Origin of the sequence: Sphingomonas sp. CFBP 13706, from assembly GCF_014842355.1 — a bacterium.
GTDB classification, from domain to species: domain Bacteria; phylum Pseudomonadota; class Alphaproteobacteria; order Sphingomonadales; family Sphingomonadaceae; genus Sphingomonas; species Sphingomonas aerolata.
The window spans coordinates 25,473-50,426 of sequence record NZ_JACYVM010000004.1 but is presented as its reverse complement, the minus strand read 5'-3'; the positions used below and the strand labels follow the sequence as shown (position 1 = coordinate 50,426).

23 protein-coding genes are annotated in these 24,954 nt (G+C 68.3%); 3 read left to right on the top strand and 20 right to left on the bottom strand.

Annotated features, from left to right (window positions below):
- The first annotated feature begins 20 nt into the window (after positions 1 to 20).
- Entirely contained in the window at positions 21 to 1,562 is a 1,542-nt protein-coding gene (locus IFS44_RS08985) for a sensor histidine kinase (RefSeq protein ID WP_342366406.1), read from the top strand.
- 271 nt (positions 1,563 to 1,833) lie between these two features.
- Positions 1,834 to 1,968, top strand: coding sequence for an entericidin A/B family lipoprotein (locus IFS44_RS08980; protein WP_192098251.1), 135 nt, complete (start codon positions 1,834 to 1,836; stop codon positions 1,966 to 1,968).
- 77 nt (positions 1,969 to 2,045) lie between these two features.
- Here IFS44_RS08980 and tatC read toward each other — a convergent pair whose 3' ends face one another.
- The 10 genes from tatC to IFS44_RS08930 are packed head-to-tail and all read right to left on the bottom strand — an operon-like array spanning position 2,046 to position 11,297.
- Positions 2,046 to 2,837: a twin-arginine translocase subunit TatC gene (tatC, locus tag IFS44_RS08975; protein WP_031394886.1), complete on the bottom strand. Its 792-nt coding sequence runs from the start codon at positions 2,835 to 2,837 to the stop codon at positions 2,046 to 2,048.
- Positions 2,838 to 2,868: 31 nt separating this feature from the next.
- Positions 2,869 to 3,381 (bottom strand): Sec-independent protein translocase protein TatB, encoded by a 513-nt coding sequence (tatB, locus tag IFS44_RS08970; protein ID WP_192098250.1) that lies wholly within the window; start codon positions 3,379 to 3,381, stop codon positions 2,869 to 2,871.
- 49 nt (positions 3,382 to 3,430) lie between these two features.
- On the bottom strand, positions 3,431 to 3,670 hold the full coding sequence (locus IFS44_RS08965) for a twin-arginine translocase TatA/TatE family subunit (protein WP_031394888.1): 240 nt from the start codon (positions 3,668 to 3,670) through the stop codon (positions 3,431 to 3,433).
- A gap of 28 nt (positions 3,671 to 3,698) precedes the next feature.
- A complete protein-coding gene (scpB, locus tag IFS44_RS08960; protein WP_056680208.1) occupies positions 3,699 to 4,310 on the bottom strand; it encodes an SMC-Scp complex subunit ScpB in 612 nt (203 codons plus the stop codon).
- Entirely contained in the window at positions 4,307 to 5,065 is a 759-nt protein-coding gene (locus IFS44_RS08955; protein WP_244650118.1) for a segregation and condensation protein A, read from the bottom strand. The genes scpB and IFS44_RS08955 overlap by 4 nt, the downstream gene beginning before the upstream one ends.
- Positions 5,066 to 5,098: 33 nt before the next feature.
- Positions 5,099 to 6,121 carry a glycoside hydrolase family 3 protein gene (locus tag IFS44_RS08950; RefSeq protein WP_192098249.1) on the bottom strand — a complete coding sequence of 341 codons (1,023 nt, stop codon included), beginning with the start codon at positions 6,119 to 6,121 and terminating at the stop codon, positions 5,099 to 5,101.
- Positions 6,122 to 6,180: 59 nt separating this feature from the next.
- On the bottom strand, positions 6,181 to 6,906 hold the full coding sequence (locus IFS44_RS08945) for an SPOR domain-containing protein (RefSeq protein ID WP_107045989.1): 726 nt from the start codon (positions 6,904 to 6,906) through the stop codon (positions 6,181 to 6,183).
- A complete protein-coding gene (argS, locus tag IFS44_RS08940) occupies positions 6,906 to 8,630 on the bottom strand; it encodes an arginine--tRNA ligase (protein WP_056680197.1) in 1,725 nt (574 codons plus the stop codon). Before argS ends, IFS44_RS08945 begins: the two co-directional genes overlap by 1 nt.
- A gap of 54 nt (positions 8,631 to 8,684) precedes the next feature.
- On the bottom strand, positions 8,685 to 9,863 hold the full coding sequence (locus tag IFS44_RS08935) for a DUF1501 domain-containing protein (RefSeq protein WP_192098248.1): 1,179 nt from the start codon (positions 9,861 to 9,863) through the stop codon (positions 8,685 to 8,687).
- Positions 9,864 to 9,866: 3 nt separating this feature from the next.
- On the bottom strand, positions 9,867 to 11,297 hold the full coding sequence (locus tag IFS44_RS08930) for a DUF1800 domain-containing protein (RefSeq protein WP_192098247.1): 1,431 nt from the start codon (positions 11,295 to 11,297) through the stop codon (positions 9,867 to 9,869).
- A gap of 206 nt (positions 11,298 to 11,503) precedes the next feature.
- On the opposite strand from IFS44_RS08930, the gene IFS44_RS08925 reads away from it, so the two are divergent.
- A complete protein-coding gene (locus tag IFS44_RS08925; protein WP_031394322.1) occupies positions 11,504 to 11,797 on the top strand; it encodes a hypothetical protein in 294 nt (97 codons plus the stop codon).
- Between the two features lie 58 nt (positions 11,798 to 11,855).
- Here IFS44_RS08925 and IFS44_RS08920 read toward each other — a convergent pair whose 3' ends face one another.
- The 10 genes from IFS44_RS08920 to IFS44_RS08875 all read right to left on the bottom strand — a co-directional run bounded on the left by IFS44_RS08920 (position 11,856) and on the right by IFS44_RS08875 (position 24,949).
- Positions 11,856 to 13,022 (bottom strand): deoxyguanosinetriphosphate triphosphohydrolase, encoded by a 1,167-nt coding sequence (locus IFS44_RS08920; protein WP_192098246.1) that lies wholly within the window; start codon positions 13,020 to 13,022, stop codon positions 11,856 to 11,858.
- The gene (locus tag IFS44_RS22190; protein ID WP_192098245.1) at positions 13,019 to 15,205 is read right to left on the bottom strand and encodes an SPOR domain-containing protein; all 2,187 of its coding nucleotides are present in this window, start codon (positions 15,203 to 15,205) and stop codon (positions 13,019 to 13,021) included. Before IFS44_RS22190 ends, IFS44_RS08920 begins: the two co-directional genes overlap by 4 nt.
- 112 nt (positions 15,206 to 15,317) lie before the next feature.
- Positions 15,318 to 16,925, bottom strand: coding sequence for a cell division protein FtsZ (gene ftsZ / locus IFS44_RS08910; RefSeq protein WP_192098244.1), 1,608 nt, complete (start codon positions 16,923 to 16,925; stop codon positions 15,318 to 15,320).
- A gap of 114 nt (positions 16,926 to 17,039) precedes the next feature.
- Positions 17,040 to 18,302, bottom strand: a complete 1,263-nt coding sequence (gene ftsA, locus IFS44_RS08905; RefSeq protein WP_031393123.1) for a cell division protein FtsA — start codon at positions 18,300 to 18,302, stop codon at positions 17,040 to 17,042.
- 1 nt (position 18,303) lies between these two features.
- Positions 18,304 to 19,251: a cell division protein FtsQ/DivIB gene (locus tag IFS44_RS08900; protein WP_056405396.1), complete on the bottom strand. Its 948-nt coding sequence runs from the start codon at positions 19,249 to 19,251 to the stop codon at positions 18,304 to 18,306.
- Positions 19,248 to 20,201, bottom strand: coding sequence for a D-alanine--D-alanine ligase (locus IFS44_RS08895; RefSeq protein ID WP_192098243.1), 954 nt, complete (start codon positions 20,199 to 20,201; stop codon positions 19,248 to 19,250). Before IFS44_RS08895 ends, IFS44_RS08900 begins: the two co-directional genes overlap by 4 nt.
- Positions 20,198 to 21,067 (bottom strand): UDP-N-acetylmuramate dehydrogenase, encoded by an 870-nt coding sequence (gene murB, locus IFS44_RS08890; protein WP_342366405.1) that lies wholly within the window; start codon positions 21,065 to 21,067, stop codon positions 20,198 to 20,200. Before murB ends, IFS44_RS08895 begins: the two co-directional genes overlap by 4 nt.
- A 68-nt stretch (positions 21,068 to 21,135) precedes the next feature.
- On the bottom strand, positions 21,136 to 22,566 hold the full coding sequence (murC, locus tag IFS44_RS08885; RefSeq protein WP_107045983.1) for a UDP-N-acetylmuramate--L-alanine ligase: 1,431 nt from the start codon (positions 22,564 to 22,566) through the stop codon (positions 21,136 to 21,138).
- A complete protein-coding gene (gene murG / locus IFS44_RS08880; RefSeq protein ID WP_192098241.1) occupies positions 22,563 to 23,720 on the bottom strand; it encodes an undecaprenyldiphospho-muramoylpentapeptide beta-N-acetylglucosaminyltransferase in 1,158 nt (385 codons plus the stop codon). The genes murC and murG overlap by 4 nt, the downstream gene beginning before the upstream one ends.
- Positions 23,717 to 24,949, bottom strand: a complete 1,233-nt coding sequence (locus IFS44_RS08875) for an FtsW/RodA/SpoVE family cell cycle protein (protein WP_234387761.1) — start codon at positions 24,947 to 24,949, stop codon at positions 23,717 to 23,719. The genes murG and IFS44_RS08875 overlap by 4 nt, the downstream gene beginning before the upstream one ends.
- Between the last annotated feature and the right edge of the window lie 5 nt (positions 24,950 to 24,954).

Genomic DNA, 24,954 nt, shown 5'->3' with positions numbered 1-24,954 from the left:
CGGCTCGTCCACCGTCGAAGATCGCCACCGCGATCGGGCGTCTCCCCACCGGGGCCAAGCTTTTCCTGATCCTCAGCGCAGCGCTTCTGCCGCTCGCGCTGATCGCGATCTTCGCGACCCTGCAAACGACGCGTGTCGCCGATGCGGAAGCCCGTGCACGGTTGCGGGTCGCTGCGGCAGAAAGCGCACGATCGATCGCCATCGAACTGATCGGTGACATGACCGCGTTGCGCGTCGCGGTGAACGCGCTGGGCTTCGACCCGGCCGATGCGCCGAGCTGCGCCCGCGCACAGGGCGTGTTCGCGCAGCAGGCCTCCTCGGGTACGCGATTTGTCATCACCGACCGCGCCGGCCGCGTGTTGTGCGGGCGCGCGCTGCCCGAAGCCGTCGCGCTGGATTCGACCAGCAATCCCGTTGCCGCCGCGATCGTCCCGAACCGCGGCCTGGTCCTCGCGATCACCGGCCCCGGCGGCGAGACGTCGGCACGCGCCTATTTCCCACAACCCTTCATCGAACGGATCGGCCGGCCGTCCAACCAGACCCTGGAATTCAACAGTGCGCTGATGCTCGGACAGGACGCGCTGCTCCTCGAATCGATCGACGACGAGGCACCGCTCGACCGGCTGGAAACGATGCGCACCGACCTTGGCGTCGCGGGCCTTGCGCTGCGCACGAGCATCCGCAGCGCACCGATCACCTCGTCGCTGATCATCGCGCTGCTGTTGCCGCTGCTGATGTGGGCGGCGGCAGCGGGGATCGGGTGGTTCGTCGTCGACCGCCTGCTGATCCGTCCCTTGCGGCAATTGCGCGCCGCGGTCGCTGCGTTCACGCCGGGCGAGGTCATTGATACCGGCACCGTCCGCACCATACCCGCGCAGGAGATCCGCGAGCTCGGCGACACGTTCCAGGTCATCAGCCGGACCGTGGCGGCACACGAAGCGGGCCTGGCGGCCGGACTCGTGCGACAGACCAAGCTAACGCGCGAAGTGCATCACCGGGTGAAGAACAATCTCCAGGTGATCTCCAGCCTGATCAACTTCCACGCCCGCAGTGCACGCAGCGCCGACGCGACCGAGGCCTATTCGTCGATCCAGCGCCGGGTCGACGCGCTGGCGGTCGTGCACCGCAACCACTTTGCCGAGCTCGAGGAAAATCGCGGGCTCAACATGCGCACGATGCTCGGCGAGCTGTCCGCCAACATCCGCGCCACCGCCCCCGATCGCTCGCACGGTCTGGGCATCACGCTCGACGTCGCTCCGTTCCTCGTCAATCAGGACGTCGCCGTCGCGGTCGCGTTCCTAGCGACCGAAACGATCGAGTTGGCAATGACCTGCGATCCCTCGGCACAGATCCGCGTATCGATCCAGCCCGGCGCCACGCCCGACCGCGCAGTGCTCCGCGTCGTCTCACGGGCGCTGATCGAGAGCGACGCGCTCCGCGAGGCAGCAACGCGCTATGGCCGTGTAATGGAAGGCCTTTCACGCCAGTTGCGCTCAGCGCTCCATCATGACCCGCTGGTTGGCGCCTATGAGATCGCATTTGCCGTCATCGGGCGCGATTGAACACGACGAAACACCTCATCGAAAAAAACTTGTAAATGGCAGGAACTACCCTTCCCGAGCGCCGTTCTATAGTTCGGATAGCGACTTTATGCCCCCCCGCTCTCGCTATCCAAGTGACAGGCCTGGAAGCATCACCCTCCCCCCCCCGGTGACGCTTCCGGGCCTTTATCATTCCAAATCAGATGCGTGCCTGGTTGCACCAACGGAACGAAACCCGCGCCCGTACATTTCTCCCCTCGGTGGCATTCAAGCCCTTCTAGGAGGAAGTATTATGCGTAAGTTGGTTGGATTGGCCGTTGTGGCCAGCGCGCTCATCGTGTCGGCATGCAACACGGTCGAAGGCGCCGGCAAGGACGTGAGCTCGGCCGGCCGTACCGTGGCGAAGACCGCGGGCGACGCCAAGTAAGCCTTTGCGCTTGAGATACGAAAACGGGGCCCGGTGCAGCTGCACCGGGCCCCGTTTTTACGTCTGGCGCCGTTCGCTCAGTGCGTTTCGGCGATATCGGTGGAGTCCGACGTCTCATCCTGCGCCTTGGCCTTCGCCCGGCTGCGCTCGGTGAACCAGATGCCGATCAGCGCGAATTCGTAAAGGATCGTCAGCGGGATCGCGAGCAGCAGCTGCGACCCGATATCCGGGGGCGTCAGGACCGCGGCAATCGCGAACGCGGCGACGATGGCGTAGCGCCGCGCGCCGACCAGCTGCTTGCGCGTGACGATCCCGGCGCGCTCGAGCAGCATCAGCAGCACGGGCAGCAGGAAAGCGATCCCAAAGCCGAACAGGAACTGCATCGTGAACGACAGGTAGTTGCCGATCGCCGGCAGCGCCTCGCGCTTCACGCCGCCGACCACGCCGTCGAACCCCAGCAGGAAGTGGAGCGCCATCGGGATCGCGACATAATAGGCCATGGCCGCGCCCGTGAGGAACAGGACGGGGGTCGCGAGGATGAACGGCAGGAGCGCGTTCTTCTCCTTCTTGTACAGACCGGGGGCGACGAACTGCCAGAGCTGGTTGGCGATGACCGGGAAGGACAGCATCATCGCCGCGAAGAACGCGACCTTCACCTGGACGAAGAACGCCTCGAACACCTCGGTGTAGATCACCGTGTCCTGCCCCGCCGCCAGCAGCGGGTGGACGAGGAAGCCGAAGATATCCTCGGCAAAATACATCGCCACGGCGAACGTCACGACCAGCGCGGCGATGCAATAGAGCAGCCGCCGCCGCAACTCGATCAGATGGTCGAGCAAGGGGGCCCGGCTCTCGTCGATCTCACTCATGACGCTATGCTCTCGGCAATCTGGAAGTCGGTCACGACGACGCTACGTCGGACTTGCCCGTCCGCGCGTCGGACGGCGTGGCAGCTGGCACGGCGTGTTCGTGCCGATCCTGCCCGGGTGTCGCGTCGACGCTTGCCCGGTGATCCGGGGCCGGCGCTTCGATATCAAGGCCGGCCGGCGCCGGCTTATCACCCGAGGGCCCGGAAGCCGGGAGCACGACGGGCTTCTCGACCATCACGGGTTCGGACGACGGCAGATCGTGATGGATGTCGGGTTCGGGCGAATGGACGATCTGCGCGGTGTCGGTCGGCGGGTGCTCACGCATGATCCGCTCATTCTCCGACGCCCAGCGCTTTTCCATTTCCTCGAGCTCCGCCTCGCGGACCATCGAGTCGAAGCCCGACCGGAATTGCCGCGCGACGCCGCGCGCCTTGCCGACCCAATAGCCGACGACGCGCATCGCCTTGGGCAGGTCCTTCGGACCGATCACGACAAGCGCGACGAACGCCACGAGCAGGAATTCGGACGGAGCGATATCGAACATTCAGGCGCGCCTATCTGGACCCGTCGAGTCTGGGAACGTCAAGCGCGGCTCAGCGGTCTTCGCGGACGCGATTGCCATCGCGATCGAACGCCGGATCGGCGGTCTTCTGAGCTTCGATACGCGCGGATGGCTTGGCCGGCGTCTCGTCGTCAGGCTCGGCCATGCCCTTCTTGAAGTTCTTAACGCCCTTGGCAACGTCGCCCATCAGGCTGGAAAACCGACCGCCGCCCAGAAGGAGGATCGCGACGACCGCAAGAACGAGCAGATGGATCGGGCTGAATCCGCCCATGACAATTCTCCTGAAAACCTGCCTCTATCTAGGCGTCATCGTCACGCTTTGCCACAGTGCTTTCATGGCTGCCGCGATCTGTACGGTCCTCGACGTCGACATCGACCGGATCGAGCAGCCCCGCAGCGCGCAGATCGTCGATCCCCGGCAGGTCGCGCCGGGTTTTGAGCCCGAAATGCACTAGGAAGGCGGCGGTCGTTGCATAGAGCAGCGGCCGCCCCGGGACCTCGCGCCGCCCCGCGGGCCGGACCCAGTCCGCCTCCATCAGCACGTCGAGCACGCCCTTGGAGATCTGCACGCCGCGGATCGCCTCGATCTCGGCGCGGGTGACGGGCTCGTGATAGGCGATGATCGCCAGCGTCTCGATCCCCGCGCGGCTCAACCGCCGCGGCTCTTCGGATTCGCGACGCAGCACATGGGCAAGGTCGGGCGCGGTCTGGAACTGCCAGCGATCGCCGCGCCGGACGATATTGAAGCCGCGCCCCGCATAGTCCTCGACCAGCACCTCGATCGCGGCGCGGACGTCGCGCGCCGTCGCGATCGCCCCGACATGCGCGCGGATCGCGTCGAGCGTGAGCGGGGCGTCGGCGGCGAACAGCACCGCCTCGACCGCGCGGACGAGCGCATCGGGCCGCGTCATGCCGGCGTGGCGCGCAGATAGAGCGGGGCAAAGGGCGCCGCCTGTCGCAGCTCGACACGCCCCTGCCGCGCCAATTCGAGTGCCGCGACGAAACTCGACGCCAGGGCCGACCGACGAAACCGCTCCGCGCCGGGCGCGACCGCGGACGCAGGCAGGAACGCCTCAATCCTGCTCCAGTCGAGCCGCTCGCCGACCATTATCGACACGCGCTCGAGCGCCGCCTCCAGCGTCATGACCGCGCGGTCCACCACCACGTGCATCACCGGCCGGGTGCGCCCCGATACCCGCCCGTAGGCCGCAATCAGGTCGAAGATCTCCGCCGTCCAGACCGCCTTGCGGATCGTCCGCAGCCCCTCGGGTGCGCCGCGCACGAAGACGTCGCGCCCCGTCCGGTCGCACGCCATCAACCGCGCCCCCGCCTCGCGCATCGCGTCGAGCCGCTCGATCCGGTGCTGGAGCCGCCGTGCGAGGTCATCCGGATCGGGCTCGACCGACGGATCGCGGGGCAACAGCAATGCCGATTTCAGATAGGCCAGCCACGCCGCCATCACGAGATAATTCGCGGCGAGTTCGAGTTTGAGCGTGTGCGCGTCATCGACATAGGCGAGATATTGCTCGACCAGCGACAGGATCGAGATCGTCCGCAGATCGACCCGCTGCGCGCGCGCGAGCGACAGCAGCAGGTCGAGCGGTCCCTCCCATCCATCCAGATCCAGCGTCAGCTGTGCATCGTCCATCCGCGCTGCGTACAGCATCCGCGCATCCGTCGCAGCCCGCTCGTGAGCCGATTAGACTTGGGCGGGGTCCTGCATGGCCCGGCCGAGCAGCGCATCCCGGGTCGCGATCAGATCGTCGAACACACCTTCTGCGGGCCCTACCGACGCCATCGCACGATCGAGACGAGCCCGCGCAACCGCGGAGATCGGACCCAGCCGGCCGGCAATCTCGACCATCTCGTCCATGCGCGCCCAGCAGTCGAGGACCAGATCACATCCTGCCGCGATCGCACCGGCTGCCTTGTCGCCCGCGGTGCCCGACAGCGCCTTCATGTCGATGTCGTCGGTCATCAGCAGCCCGTCGAAGCCGATGCGGTCGCGGATGATCCGGTCGATCACGATTGGTGACAGCGTCGCCGGGCGATCCGCGTCCCACGCGTCGAAGACGATATGCGACGTCATGCCCATCGGCGCCTGGTTGAGCGTGCGGAAGGGCTCGAGATCGACCTCGAGCTCGGCATCGGTGGCGGTGACGGTGGGGAGGTGATGATGCGTATCGACGCGCGCGCGGCCATGGCCGGGCATGTGCTTGACGACCCCGACGACACCGCCCGCGGCCAGCCCCTCCAGCGTGGCGCGTCCGAGCGCTGCGACCCGCATCGGATCGGACCCGAACGCACGCGAGGCAACCGCTTCGGTCGTGTCGGGTTGCGCGACGTCGAGCAGCGGCAGGCAGTCGACCGTGATCCCGACCTCGCTCAGCATCACCCCGAGCGCCTGGGCGTTCGCGCGCGCCGCCTGGATCGCGGTCATCGGCGCGCGGTCATAGGCCGCGTCGAACACCGGTCCGGCGGGAAAGCTCGGCCATTCGGGCGGCCCCATCCGGGCGACGCGTCCGCCCTCCTGATCGATCAGGATTGCCACGTCGTCGCGCCCCGACATCGCGCGCAGCGACTCCGTCAGCGCGCGCAACTGGGCACGATCGACGACGTTACGTTTGAACAGGATATATCCCGCCGGCACGCACTCGGCAAAGAATGCGCGTTCCTGCGGGGTGAGCACGGGGCCGGACAGGCCGAAGATGACGGGCTTCATGCGCCTCGCCTAGCGAACCGCCCCTGCGTCGTCACGTTCAACCTGCCGCAGCGTGACGATCAGCTGGCTACGAAGCAGGTTTCGCCGGCGACACGCAACCGTCCGCAAATATCGGCGGCCTGGTTCGCGCTGCCCGCATCGACGCGCAACCGGTACAGCGTGTTGCCACCGCGTGCGACCGGCTCGACGAACTTGTTCAGCGGCGCGAGATAGCTGAAGCGCTTGGCGAAGTTGGTCCATGCCGAATTGGCCACCGCAGCACTCGGAAAGGCACCGAGCTGGACGAGCGATCCGCTCGCGACTGGGCCCGCCGCTGCCGGCCGCGCCTGCAGCGGGGGTGCCGCGACCAGCCGGCCGCCCGATGCCGGCACCTGCGCCACCGCGTTGCGGCCGGCAGGATCGTCCGCCCCCGTCGACGTCGCTACTGCACGGCGTCCGGCAACCGGCGCCTCGGGCACGCCCGTCAGGTCGATCGCACCATTGCCCGCGCCCTTGCCCGCGCTGGTCGCGATCGCGCTGTCGCCTTCGCCATTGACCTTGAGGCCGCCGACCGCATCCGGCTTGACCTTGTACGGCGTAGCAGGCGCGGCGATCAGCTGGCCGTCGCCCGACGGCACGCGGTTCTGCAGCGTGTAAACCCCGAAGATGATCGCCGCGAGAAGACCCAGCCCCAGCACGACCAGCGCGACGACACGCGCGATCGGCGGGCCGTCACGATCGTCCGACTCGATCGTCTCCAGCCAAGGCAGTCGATCTTCCTCGCGCAGGTTCATCTCGTCGGCCATCAGTTCAACTCCGAAACCGCCTCGACGCCCATGATGGCAAGGCCGTTGCGGATGATCTGCCCGATTGCGTCCGCCAAGAAAAGCCGCGCCGCAGTCGCGCCGGGATCCTCGACCACCAGGAAGCGCCGCTCGGGCCGATCGTTGCCGACGTTCCACAGCGCATGGAACGCTGCGGCCAAGTCGTAGAGATAGAACGCGATCCGGTGCGGCTCGCGCGCCGTAGCGGCGGTTTCGACGATTCGCGGAAACTGGCTGGCGAGCTTCATCAGCGCGAGCTCGTCCGTATCAAGCCGGGACAGGTCCGCCTCGATCGCGGCGATTCCCGCCTCGTCCGCGCGCCGGTGCAGCGAGGCGATCCGTGCATGCGCATATTGGACGTAGAAGACCGGATTGTCCTTCGATGCCTCGACCACCTTGGCGAAGTCGAAATCCATCTGCGCGTCCGACCGCCGGGTCAGCATCGTGAAGCGCACGACATCCTTGCCGACCTCGTTCACGACATCGGCGAGCGTGACGAAATTACCCGACCGCTTGGACATCTTCACCGGCTCGCCATTGCGCAGCAGCCGGACCATCTGGACCAGCTTCACGTCGAACCGCGTCTTGCCGCCGGTCAGCGCGGCCACACCCGCGACGATCCGCTTGACCGTACCGCCGTGATCCGCACCCCAGATGTCGATCAGCTGGTCGGCGGTCTGGCTCTTCTGGAAATGATAGGCGAGATCGGCACCGAAATAGGTCCACGACCCGTTCGACTTCTTGATCGGCCGATCCTGGTCGTCGCCGAACTGCGTCGAGCGGAACAGCGGCAGCTCGACCGGTTCCCAGTCGTCCGCCATCTCGCCCTTGGGCGCCTCGAGCACGCCGTCATAGACGAGGTCGCGCGACCGCAATTCGGCCTCCGCCGCCTCGGGCTTGCCGAGCGCCTGCAGTTCCGCCTCCGAGGAGAACACCTCATGCTCGATCCCGAGCAGCGCGAGATCGGCGCGGATCATCACCATCATCGCCGCGACCGCACGCGTCCGGAACGTCGCCAGCCAGTCGCTTTCAGGCGCGCCGACGAACCGGTCGCCATATTCGCTCGCCAGCGCCTGCCCGATCGGCACGAGGTAATCGCCGGGATACAGGCCCTCGGGGATCGTCACCGTCTCGCCCAACGCCTCACGGTACCGCAGATGGACCGAGCGTGCGAGCACGTCGACCTGCCCGCCGGCATCGTTGACATAATATTCGCGGATCACCCGGTGGCCGGCAAATTCGAGCAGGCTGGCCAGCGCGTCGCCGACCACCGCGCCCCGGCAATGCCCCATGTGCATCGGTCCGGTCGGGTTCGCCGACACATATTCGATGTTGACGGTGATCCCGTCGCCCAGCGTCGAGCGCCCGTAATCGGCGCCTGCGACCGGCACCGCGGCCAGCTCGCCGCGCCAGGCATCGTCGGTCAGCTTCATGTTGATGAAGCCCGGTCCCGCCACGCTCGCGCTGTCGACGGACTCGATCTTGCCGAGTTCGACGACCAGCGCATCCGCCAGCACGCGCGGGTTGGTCTTGGCGGGCTTGGCCAGCACCATCGCCGCGTTGGTCGCAAGATCGCCGTGGCTTGCATCGCGCGGCGGCTCGACCGTCACGTTCTTGCGGTCGAGCCCGGCCGGCAACAACCCCGCCTCGGTCAGCGTGTCGAGCGCCGCATCGATATGCGCGGCGAAGCGGGTATAGAGCGTCATGACAATTCCGGTATCGTAAGGAAGCGGGGGCTCTAGCCCAAAGCAGGGCCGGGCTCAATTCATCCCGCACCGGCCCGGTGAGGTGCGGACCAGCCCCTCGATCGCCAGGGTCCGGGCGCTGGCCGGGAACAGCGTCGCCATCGCGTGCCCGGGCTCGACGCCGAAATGCGCCGCGACCGCACCGCCGATGAACGCGTCGAGCGCCATGGTCGGTCTGAGGCCGCGCCCCTCGTAAAGCGCCCCTGCCCCCAGCCCCGGCCAGTCGGCGATCACGCGCCCGCCCGCGACCCCGCCGCCCAGCACCATCGCCGACGCGCCCGTCCCGTGATCGGTGCCGCCGGTCCCGTTGACCGCGACGGTCCGCCCGAACTCGGTCGCGACCAGCACCATCGTCTGCGCCCAGAGCGGTCCGAGCCCCACCTGCAACGCGCCGATCATCGCATCGAGACCCTTCAATTGAGCCGCGAGACGTCCGCGCTGGCCGGCATGCGTGTCCCAGCCGCCCGTCTCGATCATCGCGATGCGGGCGCCGTTCGCCGGTGCGATCAACCGCGCGGCGAGCGTACCCGTCGCCGCCGCATTCTGGCCGTTCGCCGCGGCGAGGTCGCTGGTCAGGGTTCGCGTCGCCATCGCCTCGCTCCACAGGCCGTGGAGCTGCGCGTCGCCCTGATACAGCATCGCGACACGCTGGAGCAGGTCGTCGGACGCATCGGGCAGGTTCGACGGCGCATAGGAGGCGACCTCCCGGCGGCCGCGCAGCGCCATCGGCACGGTCGCGGCGACCGCGATGCCGCGCGCGGAATCGGCGGGCAGCAGGTCGAGCAGGCGATTGAGCCACCCGTCCTTGACCTGATAGGCGGTGGCGCCGCCCGTCTCGAGGACATTCTGCCCATCGAAATGCGATCGATCGCGATAGGGGGACGCGATCGCATGCGCGAATACCGCCTGCTTGCGCGCATAGAGGCCCGCGGTCGTCGCAAGCGCGGGATGCAATGTGAACAAGCCGTCGAGCCTGGCGCCCGACGCGAAGTCGGCGGCGAGATCGCCGCGGGCGCCCGCGAAGGCCGGGTCGCCGGCCGCACCAATCGTCCCCAGTCCGTCGGCCGCGCCGCGCTGGATGATGAAGACGAACCGCTTGGCGGTGGCGGCGCGGGCAAAGGCCATGCGCGGTGCAAAGGCGCTGACGAGGCCGCCGAGCATGGCGGAGGTGATGACGTGACGACGGTCGAGCATGGCTTATCTCCGCATCGATTCGGGTGCGACGAGCAGCAGCGCGAGCGCCTGCCCGGGGCTTTCGGCGCGCGCCAGCGCCGCGGTCGTGGCGGCGCTCACCGATCCGGGGAACAGCGTCGCCGCCAGCCTGCGGGCATCGATCGCCCCGCCCGCGCGCGAGGCGAACCGCTCCGCCGCCTCGACCCGGCGCATTATCGCATCGGGCCCCGCCCAGCTCGCGGCGATATCGTCATAGCCGGCCGGCTGCCCGGGCTTCCACACCGGCTGGCCAAGCTGCGTCAGCAGGCCGGCGATCGCCCCCGGCTGAACACTGTTCATGCCCAGCGCGCGCATCGCCGCGATCGACCATTCCCAGGGCGTCTTGAATTTCACCGGCGTCTCGATCCAGGCCTCGGGCGATGCGATCAGCGCGCGGTATACGCTCGGCAGGTCGCCGCCGGTCTCGAGGAAGACGGCCCGCAAGCGCGCGACCATCGCCGGCGGCGGCACGTCACCGGCGAAATGCCGGGCAAGCTTGGTCGCGACGTGCGTCGCGGTCGCCGGGTTCACCGCGAGGTCGCGCAAGACAGCCCGCGCCTGATCCTCGCCATCCTCGGCATAATGTTTTCCTAGCACGGTCCGCACGCCGGGTTCGTGGACCGCCGCCGCGAACCGGAACCGCCCCGCCGGGCCCTGATCCCGTCCGCCGCCACGCCCCAGGCCCGCCACCGTCCACCCCGTCATCGCCCGCGCGAGTTCGGTGACGTCGCCCTGCCCATAGCCGGTGCGCACCCCCAATGTGTGCAGTTCAAGGATTTCGCGGGCGAGGTTCTCGTTCAGCCCGACCTTGCGCCCGCCCCGCGCCGCGACCCGCATGCCGAGCGCGCTGTTCGGGCCGACCGACACCGCCTGGTCGAGATAGAGCAGCATGGCCGGGTGCCGTTCGACCGCCGCCAGCATGTCGCCGAACCGGCCCAGCACGTGCGGCCGGATCGCCTCGAACTCGAGCGTCCCCGCCAGTCCCACCACCGTCAGCCGGTCGGCCGACACCGCAAAGTGATTAGCCCAGAAATGCACGAGCCGCTCGACGAAGGGGGTCTGCGTGGTGAGCGCGGCGATCGCGCGGGCGGCGACCGCAGCGCCATAATCGTCCCGCGCCTGCTTCCCCATCGCCTGTCGTGCGGCCCGCACCGCGTCGCTCCGCACCGGCGGTGTCGCGGCCGCGGTGCGGCTGCCATCCGGCGGCGGTGCTGCCGCGCGAGCCGCGCGCTGCGCCTGTTGATAACTGGCAAGATCGGCGGCAACGCGCGCGCTCTCAGGGGCGGCCACGATCGCCGGCGGGCGGATCGCAAATGCCGGCAGCTGCGCCGATAGCCAGTCCCTGCCGTTACCGACCACGTCGTCGGGTCGCGCACCAATTCCGAACCGGTTCAATGCGATGCTCGCCTGCGTCATCCGTCATCTCCTGCGGTCTGGCCCTAGCCCGGGAGTGTCGCAGGATTATGCCAGTCGCGGCACCAACGGTTGCCGTGCACGCCGTGCAAGTGCGACGGACTCCTTTGCAATTGCTGCTTATGCTGCACCGCAATATCTTCAGGGCATCAAAGCTGGGTGACCACGCGATTGCGCCCGGTACGATCTTTCACTGCGGAGCACATATCATGCGCAAGACCGTATACATCCTCGCCGCCGCGGCGGCCGCCCTCACCTCGACGATCGGCATGGCCAAGGAAGCCAAGCAGTCCTTCGAGTATGAAGGCAGCACCTATGTCTACACCAGCAGCGTCGAGAACGGCCGCCAGGTCATCAACGGCCGCCGATTCCCGTCGGGCCAGGCATTTCACCTGATCGTGCGCGGCGACCGCGTGTCGGGTACGGCAGGCGGCGTGCCGGTCGCCTTCGCGACGACCGAAGCATCGGGCGCGGCCGGCGGTATCGCCGCCGTCGCACGCTAAGACGCTGACGGCTCAGCCGATTTCGCGCGGACATTGATCCCGCGAAATCGGCCGGGCTTCAGAACCCCTCGGGCAGATCGATAGGCCCGACCAGCTCGCGGTAGCGCGAGATGGCATAGCGATCGGTCATGCCGGCGATGAAGTCGGCGATGTGCCGGCTGCGATCCGGGTCCGACTCGGGCAGGCGGTCGCGCCATTCCTCGGGGATCGTGCCGGGATCGTCGCGATAGATCGCGAACAGCCCGGTCACGATCCCGTGTGCGGCATCCGCCGCGGCGATCTGGCGCGGATGATGATAGAGGTTCGCGTACATGAACCGCTTCAGATCGCGCTCTTCCTCACGCATCGCATCGGAAAACCCGACAAGGCATTCGCCCGCGTCGCGCACGTCCTCGACGCTGGTGACACCGCTTGCCGCGATCCGGCGACGCGTCTCGGCGATCAGGTCGTTGGCCATCGTGCCGATCTGCGAGCGCACCAGTTCACCCATCAGCCGCTTCGGCTCGACATCGGGGAACCGCGCGCAGGTATCGTCCCAGCCGCGCGCGATCAGCGGGACCGCCATCAACTGATCGAGCGTCAGCAATCCTGCGCGCAGCCCGTCGTCAATGTCGTGATTGTCATAGGCGATGTCGTCGGCAATTGCCGCGACCTGCGCCTCGAGCGACGAGAAGCTCGCGAGCGCAAGATCGAAGGCCGAATCCGCGGTGCGCAGCGCCCAGCCGGGGTGCCGCACCGGCCCGTTATGCTTGGCCAGTCCCTCGAGCGTTTCCCAGGTCAGGTTCAGCCCGTTCCATCGCGGATACGGGCGCTCGATCTCTGTAAGCGTGCGCAGCGTGTGGCCATTATGGTCAAACCCGCCCTGCCCGGTCAGCGCGATCTTCAGCGCATCCTCGCCGGCATGACCGAAAGGCGGATGGCCAATGTCATGCGCGAGGCACAGCGCCTCGGTCAGATCCTCGTTGAGCGCGAGCGTGCGGGCGACCGCACGGCCGATCTGCGCGACCTCGAGACTATGGGTCAACCTGACGCGAAAGTGATCGCCATCGGGCGCCATGAAGACCTGCGTCTTGTGGCGCAGCCGGCGGAAGCTGATCGAGTGGATGATCCGGTCACGGTCACGCTGGAATGCGTCACGCGGGCCGCGGACGGTCCCGTTCTGTTCCTCGTGAAGCCGACCTTTGCTCCGCGCCGGGTCCGAGGCCCAGGGCGCACGCGCGCTCACTTGACGGGCAACTTCGTGACGACCTGACCGGCATCGCTGGTGAAGGAGAAGGTCGAGACGCCCTCCTTGGCGAGCGCATTGACGAAGGTCCGCGCCTCCGCGGCGGTCTTGAACGGCCCTGCCAGCACGCGGTTCGTCGCGCCCCACGGCGCCGTCCAGCCGCCACGCGTTCCGACAACGGTCGGCGCCTTCGCCTTCACGCCCTTCCACGCCTTGGGCAGGTCACCCTCGGTCGCGCCGGTCGACACCTGGACCCAGATGCGCTCGGGGTTGGCGCGCGCGATCCGCTTCTCTTCTGCCGCTGCCTTGTCGGCGATCGCCTTCTTCTCGGCGGCGGCCTTCTTCTCGGCGGCGAGCTTCTTGTCGGCAATCGCCTTGCGGTCGGCGATCTTCTTGTCCGCCGCCAGCTTCGCGCGTGCCGCCTTCGCCTCGGCGAGCCGGGTCGCGGCAAGCGCCTCCGCCTCGGCTGCGGTATCGCGCTCCGCCTTGGCCTTCGCGTCGGCAAGCGCCCGTGCGCCGGCGTCGTCGCCCGCGCCGACCCCGGCGGTCGTTGCCGGCACCACGGGAGCTGCCCGGGCGATCGGTGCGACGCCGAGTTCGGATGCCGGGATCGACAGCCCGGCAATGATCCGTGCGAGGATCGAGCCCTCGCTGACGGGGATGGTCCGCCCGGTCACAGCAGGCGTGGCGGCGACCGCGACCTGCGTCGGGGTCGACCCGATGCCGGGCGCGACGGCGGCGGGCGTCGCCGGAACCGTTGTAGCGGCAACACCCGCCGCCGCTGGCGTGGTCGGGACAGCCGACGACACCGGGGCCGTCGTGGTGCGCGGGATTACCGGCGGCGTCGTTCCAGCCGTCGTCGCCGGAGCGGTCGGCAGCGCCGCCATCTGCGCAACGATCGCAGAGGGCAGCGCACCGGGCGTATCGGGCGCGCGGGCCGGCGAAGACGCGGCCACGCTCGCCTGCGAGACCCGGTTCGCGTCCGCCGCCGCAACAGTCGTCGTCCGGGCCGGCAAGGGCTGGACAAAGGTCGACGTCGGCGCGGACGGTGCGAGCGTCGTGGCGGCTGCAGGATCGGTCGGCCGCTGGACCGCCTGCGTCGATGCCAGCACCACCGGGGGCTTAGGCAGCGGCTGGACCATGACCATCGGCGCAGACGCCTGCACGGTTGCAGTCGGGCGGATGGGCGAAGGCGTTGGCGACGGTGTCGCCGTTGACGCAGGTGTCGGCGTCACAGCGGCGACTTCGACGCGACTCGACCGTGCGGTCTTGTCGCGGCGGGTAGCCGATCGATCGGCGGCCGCCTTGGCACGGCCCGTCGGCTGTGGTGCGGGCTGCGGCTCGGCCGCCGCGAGCATCACCGGCGCGGTGGGATCTGCACCCAGTTGCGGCAGGACGGGCGTCATCCGCGCATCGGCGATCCGCTGCGGCGTCGCATGCACTTCGCCGAAATGCACCGCAAAGGCGCGGTCTGCGGGCGCAAGCAATGGCAGACGCTGGAAAAAGGGCTGCAGACCGCGGGCCGCAGCCCCGGGCATCATCGTCGTGACGATCGTCTCGGCGCCGCGCACGTCATTGTTCATCGCCAGGATGAACGCACGCGCGCGCCACGCCCCGCGGTCCTTCTTGAGGACCAGCGGGTCGAGCTGCTGCAGCGCCAGATCACGCTTGCCCGATATGCCGAGCGACAGGGCGTAACGCCGGACAGTCTCGTCATCGGGGGCATCGCGCAACGCGACACGATAGTCGCGCTGCGCCCGGTCCTGTTCGCCGATCAGGTCATAGGCTAGCCCGCGATCCGCGGCATAATAGCGCGGCTGGAGCCCGTACGCCTCGGCCTGCGCGAAATAGCGGAGCGCCTCGCCCGGTCGCTCGGAGCGGACCAGGATAGAGGCCATGCCGGCCTTCACCCGGCCGTTGCGCGGATCGACCTTCTCGGCGCGCGCGAACAGCGCCGCGGCACCGCTCAGATCACCGAGCCCGATCGACAGATCCCCCGCGCGTACCAGTGCATCGACATTGCGGGGGTTTGACGCGAGCTGCCGCATCGTGTCGCCGAGACGATCCGCGTCGGTCGTTCCGGGCAGGGGCTGGACGACTTCCTGCGCCCGCGCGCCGCTCGGTGCGGTGACCAGGACCAGCGCGAGCGCGGCAGTCAGGAGATGATGGGTCGGGAAGATCATGGGTGCCCGTAGCTAGACCCGAGCGCGCGGGAACGGGCAACATGTCGCGGCGCGCTACGCGCCAGGACGGGGCGCGCCGGCGACGAACCGGCGCGCCCCTTTGTGCAGGCCGTTACTGGTTGTTCTGGCGGTGCAGGAAGCGCGGAATGTCGAGCGGATCGGTCGGAGCCGCCTCGCCGTCTTCCTTGGCCGCGCCGCGCGCCGCATTCGACATGCGCTCGAACAGCGTACCACCGAGCTTGACGCGCGGCGTCGCCGGCGTGGCGGCCTCGGGCGCAGCTTCCGCACCCGGAGCGAGCCAGCGACGGCGTGCACCACCCTCGTCCGCAGCCGGCATCGGCGCCGGGGCCGCGGGCGTGGGAGCGGCATAACGATCGTCCGCGTAGGAGCGCGGCGGAGCCTGATAGGCAGGCGCCTGTGGCGTGCGCGCGGTCGGCTGCGGCGCAGGCTGAGCCTGAACCGGCGGCTGCACCGGGGCGGGTGCGGGTGCCGCCTGTGTCGGCGCGGGGGCATAGGACTGCGGTGCGGTCGGTGCGGCGGGGACCATCTTGTCCTGGCCCAGAACGAGCTCCTCGTCGGTGGTGCCGGACTGTACCGCGTCCGCGCTCGACAGGTCGAGCGGCTCGTCGCCCGTGCCAGTCGTGCCGGTCGGTGCTGCGGGCTCGCTCGGACGGAACGACGTCGATTCGTCGTTCTTGCGGCCCATGCCGAAGCTGAACGAGCGCGTCGGCTCGGGCGCGACGGCGGGCTTGGCGTCCGCATCGATCCCGGTCGCGACGACCGAGACGCGGATCTTGCCTTCCAGCTCCTGGTTGAACGCCGAACCCCAGATGATGTTGGCATCGGGATCGACCAGGTCGCGAATGTGATTCGCGGCTTCGTCGACTTCGAGCAGGCGCATGTCGTCGCCGCCGGTGATCGAGATGATTACGCCCTTGGCACCCTGCATGCTGACGCCGTCGAGCAGCGGGTTCGAGATCGCCTTCTGCGCTGCCTCGAGCGCGCGGTTGTCGCCGCTCGCCTCGCCGGTGCCCATCATCGCCTTGCCCATCTCCTGCATCACCGAGCGGACGTCGGCAAAGTCGAGGTTGATGAGGCCGGGCATGACCATCAGGTCGGTGATGCTGCGCACGCCCTGCTGGAGGACCTCATCCGCCATCGAGAACGCTTCCTTGAAGGTCGTGTTCGCGTTGGCGATCAGGAACAGATTCTGGTTCGGAATGACGATCAGCGTATCGACGTACTTCTGCAGTTCCTCGATGCCGCCATCCGCCGACTTGGCGCGACGATTGCCCTCGAACGCGAACGGCTTGGTGACCACGCCGACGGTCAGGATGCCCATGTCGCGCGCCGCCTTGGCGATGACCGGGGCGGCACCCGTGCCGGTGCCGCCGCCCATGCCGGCGGTGATGAAGCACATGTGCGCGCCTTCGAGCATCTTGGCGAGCTGGTCGATCGTCTCCTCGGCGGCCGCGCGGCCGATCTCGGGACGGCTGCCGGCACCGAGGCCCTGCGTGATCTTGGTGCCCAGCTGGATCCGCTGCGGCGCGGTCGACTGCTTGAGCGCCTGCGCGTCGGTATTGGCGACGAGGAAGTCGACGCCCTGGACGTCGGCCCTCATCATGTTCGCGATCGCGTTACCGCCCGCGCCACCGACCCCGATCACCGCGATGCGGGGGGCCAGCTCGTCCACTTCGGGACTCAGAAATTCGATGCTCATCGCCTGCTTCTCCGCCCATCCCGGTGATACGCTACGGCCGGGCCCCTGATTAACCTGTGTGCACCAACGCTACCGGCTGTTCCAGCCGAAATAGCGTCAGCCGTTTCGAAACTCTCAATAATTCGCGCGTGCCGCCTGAATCAACTTGCGGACCATGCCGATTCCCTTCGGCCGGTGAACGATCGTCCGCTGCGGTGCAATACCGCGCAGGTCGATCGGATCGGTCGCCGCATAGAAGGCCAACCCCGCTAGCGTCGCAAAGGCCGGTCCGCCATGCGCCTCGGGCAGAGCGGTCAATCCGCGCGGTCGGCCGATCCGGACCGACCGCCCCAGCGCCTGTTGCGCATAATCGGCAATGCCCTTCAGCTCCGCGCCGCCGCCGGTCAGCACGACCTGGCGCCCCACCGGCCCCTCGAACTTGAGCGTGCTCAGCGCATTGCGCACCTCGCCCATCTGATGTTCGAGCCGCTGGCGGATGACGCTGATCAGCTGCGCCTTGGTGATCTGCGCGCCCTCGCCCGCACCATCCTCGGCCGAGATCGGCATGACCGGGATCATGTCGTGATTGTCGCGCGGGGAGGCATTGGCCGAACCATGGAAGCACTTCATCCGCTCGGCATTCTGCCGCCGCGTGCCGAACGCGCTGGCGATGTCGTCGGTGATGTCCTGCGCGCCGATCGGAATCGAGGTCAGCCCGACGAGCATGCCGCCCGCGAACAGCGACACGTTGGTGATCCCAGCCCCCATCTCGACCAGCGCGACGCCCAGCTCGCGCTCCTCGTCGCTTAGGCACGCAAGCCCGGTCGCGACCGGTGAGGCGATGATCGATTTCACCTCGAGATGCGCCGAACGCACGCACAGATCGAGATTGCGGACCGGCGATCCGTCCGCCGCGACGACATGGATATGCACGCCAAGCCGGTCGGCATGCAGCCCGAGCGGTGTCTTGACCCCCGTCAGCCCGTCGAGCGTGTAGAGCGCAGGCTGCGCGTGCAGCACCATCCGCCCCTGCGGATCGATCGAGTTGCGGCCCGCCGCGAGCAACGCATCGATATCCTGCTGCTCGACGCGGTGGCCGCCCAGTTCGAACTCGACCTCGGCGACGTCGGACACGAGCCCGCCGGCCGAGAAGCCGACCCAGACATTCTCGATGTTGATCCCGGCGATCCGTTCGGCCTGCTCGACCGCTTCGCGCACCGCGGCCTCGGTCGTCGCCATGTCGGCGATATAGCCACGCTTGACGCCGCGGCTCTCGCGCTGGCCGGTGCCCAGCACGATCAACTCGCCGCCGTCCCCCTTTTGCGCGATCATCGCCGAAACCTTCGACGACCCGATATCGAGCGCCGTGATCAGCCCTTCCGGTGCCACCTTCGCCATGTCATCCCTCCCCGCCCGTTACGTTCGCGTCCGCCGTCTGCGACGGTATAGTCGTCTGTGGCTCGCTGGATACCGGCGCGGGCACGTCGACGCTGTGCGCCAGGCTCGCACCCGGCTTGCGCGCGACCAGCTTGGTCGGGTCGCGCATGTCGAAGCGGATCCAGCCACGGCCGAGCAGCGGCCGTGCGCCATCGAGCTCGGCAAACTTCACCAGCGCACGCGGCGCCCCGTCCTCGGGCAATGCCAGCGTCTCGCCGCTCTCGAAGGTCAGGTCCCAGCGCCGGTTGCCGACCCAGGTCGCCGCCTTCACGCGCGGCTTGAGCGCGGGGGCGGCGGCAAGCAGCGCCTGATAGGACGCTTCCTGCCGGTCCGCGCCGGGTCCGATCACCAGCGGCAGGTTCGGGATCGCATCGGGCTGCACCGGTTCGAGCAGCACGCCCGACGCATCGATCAGCGTCAGATTGCCATTGTCCTGCCACACCGCCGCGGGGGTCCGCTCGACGATGTCGACCAGCAAGGTATCGGGCAGCCGCCGCGACACATGCGCGTCCGCGATCCAGCCATAGCGCAGCAATTTCTGGCGCACCGCCTCGAGATCGACGAGCGGCATCGCGCGGCTCTGCTGATCGAGCGCGACCGCATAGACCGACATGCGGTCCATCCGCTTCAGCCCGGTGACCTCGATCTGGTCGACCTTGAACCCCGCGCGCCCGGCGCCTTCCGCCATCGCGCCGCCGATCATGCCGGGGATGCCGATCCAGGTCGCCGCCGCGATCACCACCGCGCCGCCCGCGCCCAGGATCGACCAAGTCGCAATCTTCTTCAGCGTCTCCTCGCTGACCGGGAGCATCCCGACCAGCCGGTCGAGCACCGACACCTTCTTGACCGCGACCTTGCGCCGCGGGGCAGGCCGCTTGGGGGGCGGGCCGCGCTTGATCGTCCGGCTCATGGCGCCCCGCCCGGCGCCAGCGGGTGATCCGACAGCGCCTCGTCGACGATCGCCTGGACGAGCTCGGCATAGCTCATGCCGATATGCCGCGCCTGTTCAGGCACGAGGCTGAGCGGGGTCATGCCCGGCTGCGTGTTCACCTCGAGCAGGAACAGCCCGTCGACGCCGCGCTCGTCGTCCCAGCGAAAATCGGAGCGCGATGCGCCGTTGCAGCCGAGCAGCCGGTGCGCCTCGAGCGCCAAGCTCTTGCAGGCGTCGGCGATCTCGTCGGGAATGTCCGCCGGGCAGACATGCTCGGTCATCCCGTCGGTATATTTCGCGTCGTAATCATACCAGCCGCTCTTGGGCTTGAGTTCGGTGACGCCGAGCGCGCGACCGCCCAGCACCGCGGTCGTCAGCTCGCGCCCGCGGATATACGGTTCGGCGAGCAGCTCGTCGAAGTCGATCCACGGCCCGACCGCGTCGCGGGCGATCGGATTGCCGTAATTGCCGCTGTCGGTGACGATCGCCACGCCGACCGACGACCCCTCGTTGACGGGCTTGAGCACATAGGGACGTGCCATCGGATCCCCCTCGAACAGGTCGACCGAGCGGACGATCCGCCCGCCCGGCATCGGTACACCGGCGGGCACGAGCAGCAGCTTGGTCAGCACCTTGTCGATCGCGATCACCGAGGTCGCAAGCCCCGAATGCGTATAGCGCAGCCCCATCAGGTCGAGCAGCCCCTGCACCGAGCCATCCTCGCCGGGCGTCCCGTGCAGCGCGTTGAACACGAGATCGGGCCTGGCGTCGGCTAGCCGGGCGGCGACGTCGCGTCCCATGTCGATCCGCGTGACGCGGTGGCCAAGCGATTCGAGCGCATCGGCGCAGCCATTGCCAGACATCAGCGAGACATCACGCTCCGCCGACCAGCCGCCCATCAGCACGGCGATGTGAAGCGGACCGCTCATTTCGCCACCCCGACCCGCTGGATTTCCCATTCCAACGTCACTCCAGAATGCGCCTTCACCTTGGTCCGTACCTCTTCACCCAGCGCCTCGATCTCCGCGCTCGACGCGGACCCGAGGTTCAGCAGAAAATTGCAATGCTTCTCGCTGACCTGTGCGTCGCCGCGCGTCAGCCCGCGGCACCCGGCGGCGTCGATCAGCGCCCAGGCCTTGTGCCCCTCAGGATTTTTGAAGGTCGATCCGCCGGTGCGCGACCGCAGTGGCTGCGACGCCTCGCGCTCGGCGGCGATCCGGTCCATCTCGGCCCCGATGACCGCCGGCTCGCCGGGCGTGCCCGAGAACACGGCCTCGACCACCACCGCGCCCGCCGGCAGGTCCGAATGCCGGTATACATAGCCGAACTGCGCCGCGGGCCAGGTCTCGACCGCGCCGTCGCGCGTGACGACGGTCGCCTCGATCAGGATATCGCTGACGTCGCGTCCATAGGCCCCCGCGTTCATCCGCACTGCGCCGCCGACCGTCCCCGGGATCCCGCGCAGGAATTCGAGCCCGGCGATCCCCGCATCGCGTGCAGCGCTGGCGACCGTGATCCCCATCGCCCCCGCCCCGGCGCGAACCCGACCGTCCTCAACCGACACCTTCGCCATCGCCTTGGGCAGCCGCACCACGACCCCGGGCACACCGCCGTCTCGCACGATCAGGTTGGAGCCGACGCCGACCGGCAGGACCGGCGTCGACGGATCGAGGGTCTTCAACAACCCGGCCAGATCCTCGACATCCGCCGGCCGCACCAGCCATTCGGCAGGCCCGCCGGTCCGAAACCAGATGAAGTCCGCAAGCGACCCGCCAGCCTCAACGCTCCCCCTGATGGTCTCCCGCGAAGGCGGAAGCCCAGTCTGGGTCGCCGCCTCCGCGGGGACACAAGGAGATGCAGAGCTCACGCTGGCACCTTCGAACGCTCGACCGCGATCGCGTCGGCGAGCCCAGCCGCCCATTTGGTAATGTCGCCCGCGCCGAGGCAGACGACCATGTCATCCGCCTCGATCGTCGCCGCCAGCTCGGCCGCCAGCGCATCCGCATCCGCGACCACGCCTGCAAACCGGTGGCCGCGCCGCTTCAGTCCCTCGACCAAAGCTGCCGCATCAACGCCCTCGACCGGCGCCTCGCCCGCCGCATAGACCGGCGTGACCAGCACCCGGTCCGCGTCGTTGAACGCGGTCTGGAAATCCTCCATCAGATTGCCGAGCCGTGAATAGCGATGCGGCTGCACGACCGCGATCACGCGCCCCTTCGCGCCCTCGCGCGCAGCGGCCAGCACCGCGCGGATCTCGACCGGATGATGTCCGTAATCGTCGATGATCGCGACACCGCCACCCTCGACCGGAACCTCGCCCACCTTGGTAAAGCGCCGCTTCACGCCGCCGAACTTGGCAAAGCCCTGCTGGATCGTCGCATCCTCGATCCCCAGCTCGAGCGCGACGCCGATCGCGGCCAGCGCGTTCTGGACGTTGTGCCGGCCGGGCATCGGCATCTCGATTCCCGCAATCGTCCGCGTCGCGCCGTCGCGCGTCCGCACCACGCAGTCGAAGCGGTTGCCGCCCGGGATCGGCGTCACCTCGACCCCGCGGACGTCCGCCTGCGCCGAGAAGCCATAGGTCACGATCCGCCGGTCGCGCACGCGCGGCAGGATCCCCTGCACCTCGGGATGATCAAGGCACAGCAACGCCGCGCCGTAAAAGGGCACGTTCTCGACGAACTCGACGAACGCATCCTTTACCGCGTCGAACGATCCGTAATGATCGAGATGCTCGGGATCGATGTTGGTGACGACCGCGATCGTCCCGTCGAGCCGCAGGAAGCTGCCGTCGCTCTCGTCCGCCTCGACCACCATCCAGTCGCTCGCACCCAGCCGCGCGTTCGAGCCGTAGCTGTTGATGATCCCGCCATTGATGACGGTCGGATCCACGCCGCCGGCATCGAGCAACGCCGCCACCATCGACGTCGTCGTCGTCTTGCCGTGGGTGCCGGCAACCGCGACGGTCGACTTCAGCCGCATCAGTTCGGCGAGCATCTCCGCGCGCCGCACCACGGGCACGCGCGCGTTGAGCGCCGCCTCGACCTCTGGGTTCGAGCGCACGATCGCGGTCGAGACGACCACGACCGCCGCGTCACCGATATTCTCCGCGGCATGGCCGATCGCGACTGGAATGCCCTTGTCGCGCAGGCCCTGCACGACATAGCCCTCGGCCACGTCCGAGCCCTGCACGCGGTAGCCGAGATTCTTCATAACCTCGGCGATGCCCGACATGCCGATCCCGCCGATCCCGACGAAATGGATCGTGCCGATATCGGTCGCTACACCCTTCATGCAAATTGTACCTTTGGCTTGGATGGGCGCCCGACCGGCAGTCGCGACACCGGCGCATCGAGGCTTTCGACCAGGTCGGCCAGATCGCTTGCCGCATTGGGCCGGCCGCAACTGCGCGCGCGTCCCGCGGCGTTCTGCAATGCGGCCGGGTCTAGCCCGAGCTTCTGCATCTGCTTGGCGAGTTCGACCGCAGTGAAGTCGCCCTGCCGGATCGTCCGCGCGCCGCCCGCGCGGGTGATCTCGCGCGCGTTGACGGTCTGGTGATCGTCGGTCGCGCCCGGCAGCGGCACCAGGATCGCCGGCCGCCCCGCCGCGGTCAGCTCCGCGATCGTCGAGGCGCCCGCGCGCGCGATCACCAGATGCGCCCAGGCGAGCTGTTCGGGCATGTCGGGCAGATAGGTGGCGAGCTCGGCCGGGATGTGATGCTCGGCATATTGCGCGCGCACGGCGTCAATATCCTCGATCCGCGCCTGGTGCGTGACCTGCAGCCGCCGCCGGAACGTCACCGGCAGCATTGCCAGACCATCGGGGACGACCTGAGACAGGATGCTCGCGCCTTGGCTGCCACCGGTCACCAGCACACGGAAGATGCCATCCTCCTCGAGCAGCGGATAGGGCCTGGCGCGTAGCGCGAGTACCGCCTCGCGCACCGGATTGCCGACGAGATGCGTCTTGGCGAGGAGCCCGGACGCGAGCCGTTCGGTCGGTTCGGACGAGGTCGCGATCGCGTCGACGTGGCGCGCCACGAGCCGGTTCACCCGCCCCAGCACCGCATTCTGCTCGTGCACTGCGGTCGGGATCCGATTCGCGAACGCCGCCAGTAGCGCGGGCAGCGCGGGATAGCCGCCAAAGCCAATCACCGCCGCCGGCTTGAACGTGCGATAGAGTTCGCGTGCCATCATCCGCCCGCGCCACATCGATCGCGTCGCCTTGGCCCAGCCCAGGGGACCCCCGGTAAAACGCCCGGCGGGCAGGACATGCGTCTGGATTCCCTCGAACAATCCGGGGAAGCGCACGCCGCGCTCGTCGCTGACCAGCGCGACACGGTGGCCACGCCTCGTCAGCTCAGCGGCAAGCGCCGCCGCGGGCACCATGTGTCCGCCGGTCCCGCCTGCCGCGAGCACGAAATGCCGGGGACGTTGATTCACAGTCATTCACCACTCCAGCGGACGACATAGGGGCTCCGCGTGAGAAACGGATTGCGCCGGGTAAACGCCAGCAGCAACCCCATGCCGACCGACAAGGCGATCATCGACGACCCGCCATAGCTGATGAACGGCAGCGTCATGCCCTTGGACGGTGCGAGACCGGTGTTCACCGCCATGCTGACCAGCGCCTGTGCGCCGAACTGCGTCGCCAGCCCGGCCGAGGCCAGCAGTTTGAATTCATCCTGTTCGTCCAGCAGCTTGACGAACACGCGCACGACGATCGCAAGGAAGATCACCGCGATCACCGAACAGGCGATCAGCCCGAATTCCTCGCCGATCACCGAGAAGATGTAATCGGTATGCGCCTCGGGCAGCCCGAACTTGGCGATGCCGCCGCCGGGCCCCGTGCCGGTCCAGCCGCCCGCGGTCAGCGTGTTGTGGGCCGCATTGGTCTGGAAATGATCCGATGCGCCCTCGCCTTCGATTCCCGGGAACAGGAACGCGTCGATCCGCGACCGCGCCGTGCCGTAGAACATATAGGCGGCCACCAGCCCGACCGGCACGCAGCCGACCAGCCCCGCCATCACGCGCATCGGCGTTCCCGCGATCATCAACAACGCCATCCACACGGTGCAGTAGATGATCGTCTGGCCGAAATCGGGCTGCAGCATCAGCATCACCGCGATCGTGCCGGTCAGCCCGCCCGTGATCAGCACGGTCGGCAGTTCGGGATCCTTCGCGCGCAGCGACAGGAGCCAGGCGACGGTAACAATGAAGACCGGCTTCAAGAACTCGGACGGCTGGAATTGGGCGAAGCCATAGCCGATCCAGCGGCGCGCACCGTTGACTTCGGATCCGACGAACGGCGTCACCGCGAGGATCAGCAGCAGCACCGCCGCCGCGGTCAGCGCCATGCGCCGCGCCATCGCGACGGGCATCATCGACACCCCGAACAGCACCGGCATCGAGACGCCGACCCACATCAGCTGACGCCAGAAATAATAGAGCGGCGTCAGCTTGTGATGCTCGCCCGAATAGCGCACCGCGGTCGCGGGCGACGCCGCGGCGACCGCAATCAGCCCGATCGCGATCAGGAACAGCGTCAGCAACAGCAGCATCCGGTCGATATCCCAGAACCACGTGCCGAGCGGCGACTGATCGCCACGCCCGCCGCGCCGCTTCATCTTCGCGACGATCCCGGTCTTCTGCCCTGCGCTCATCATCGGTGTCCGCATATCGC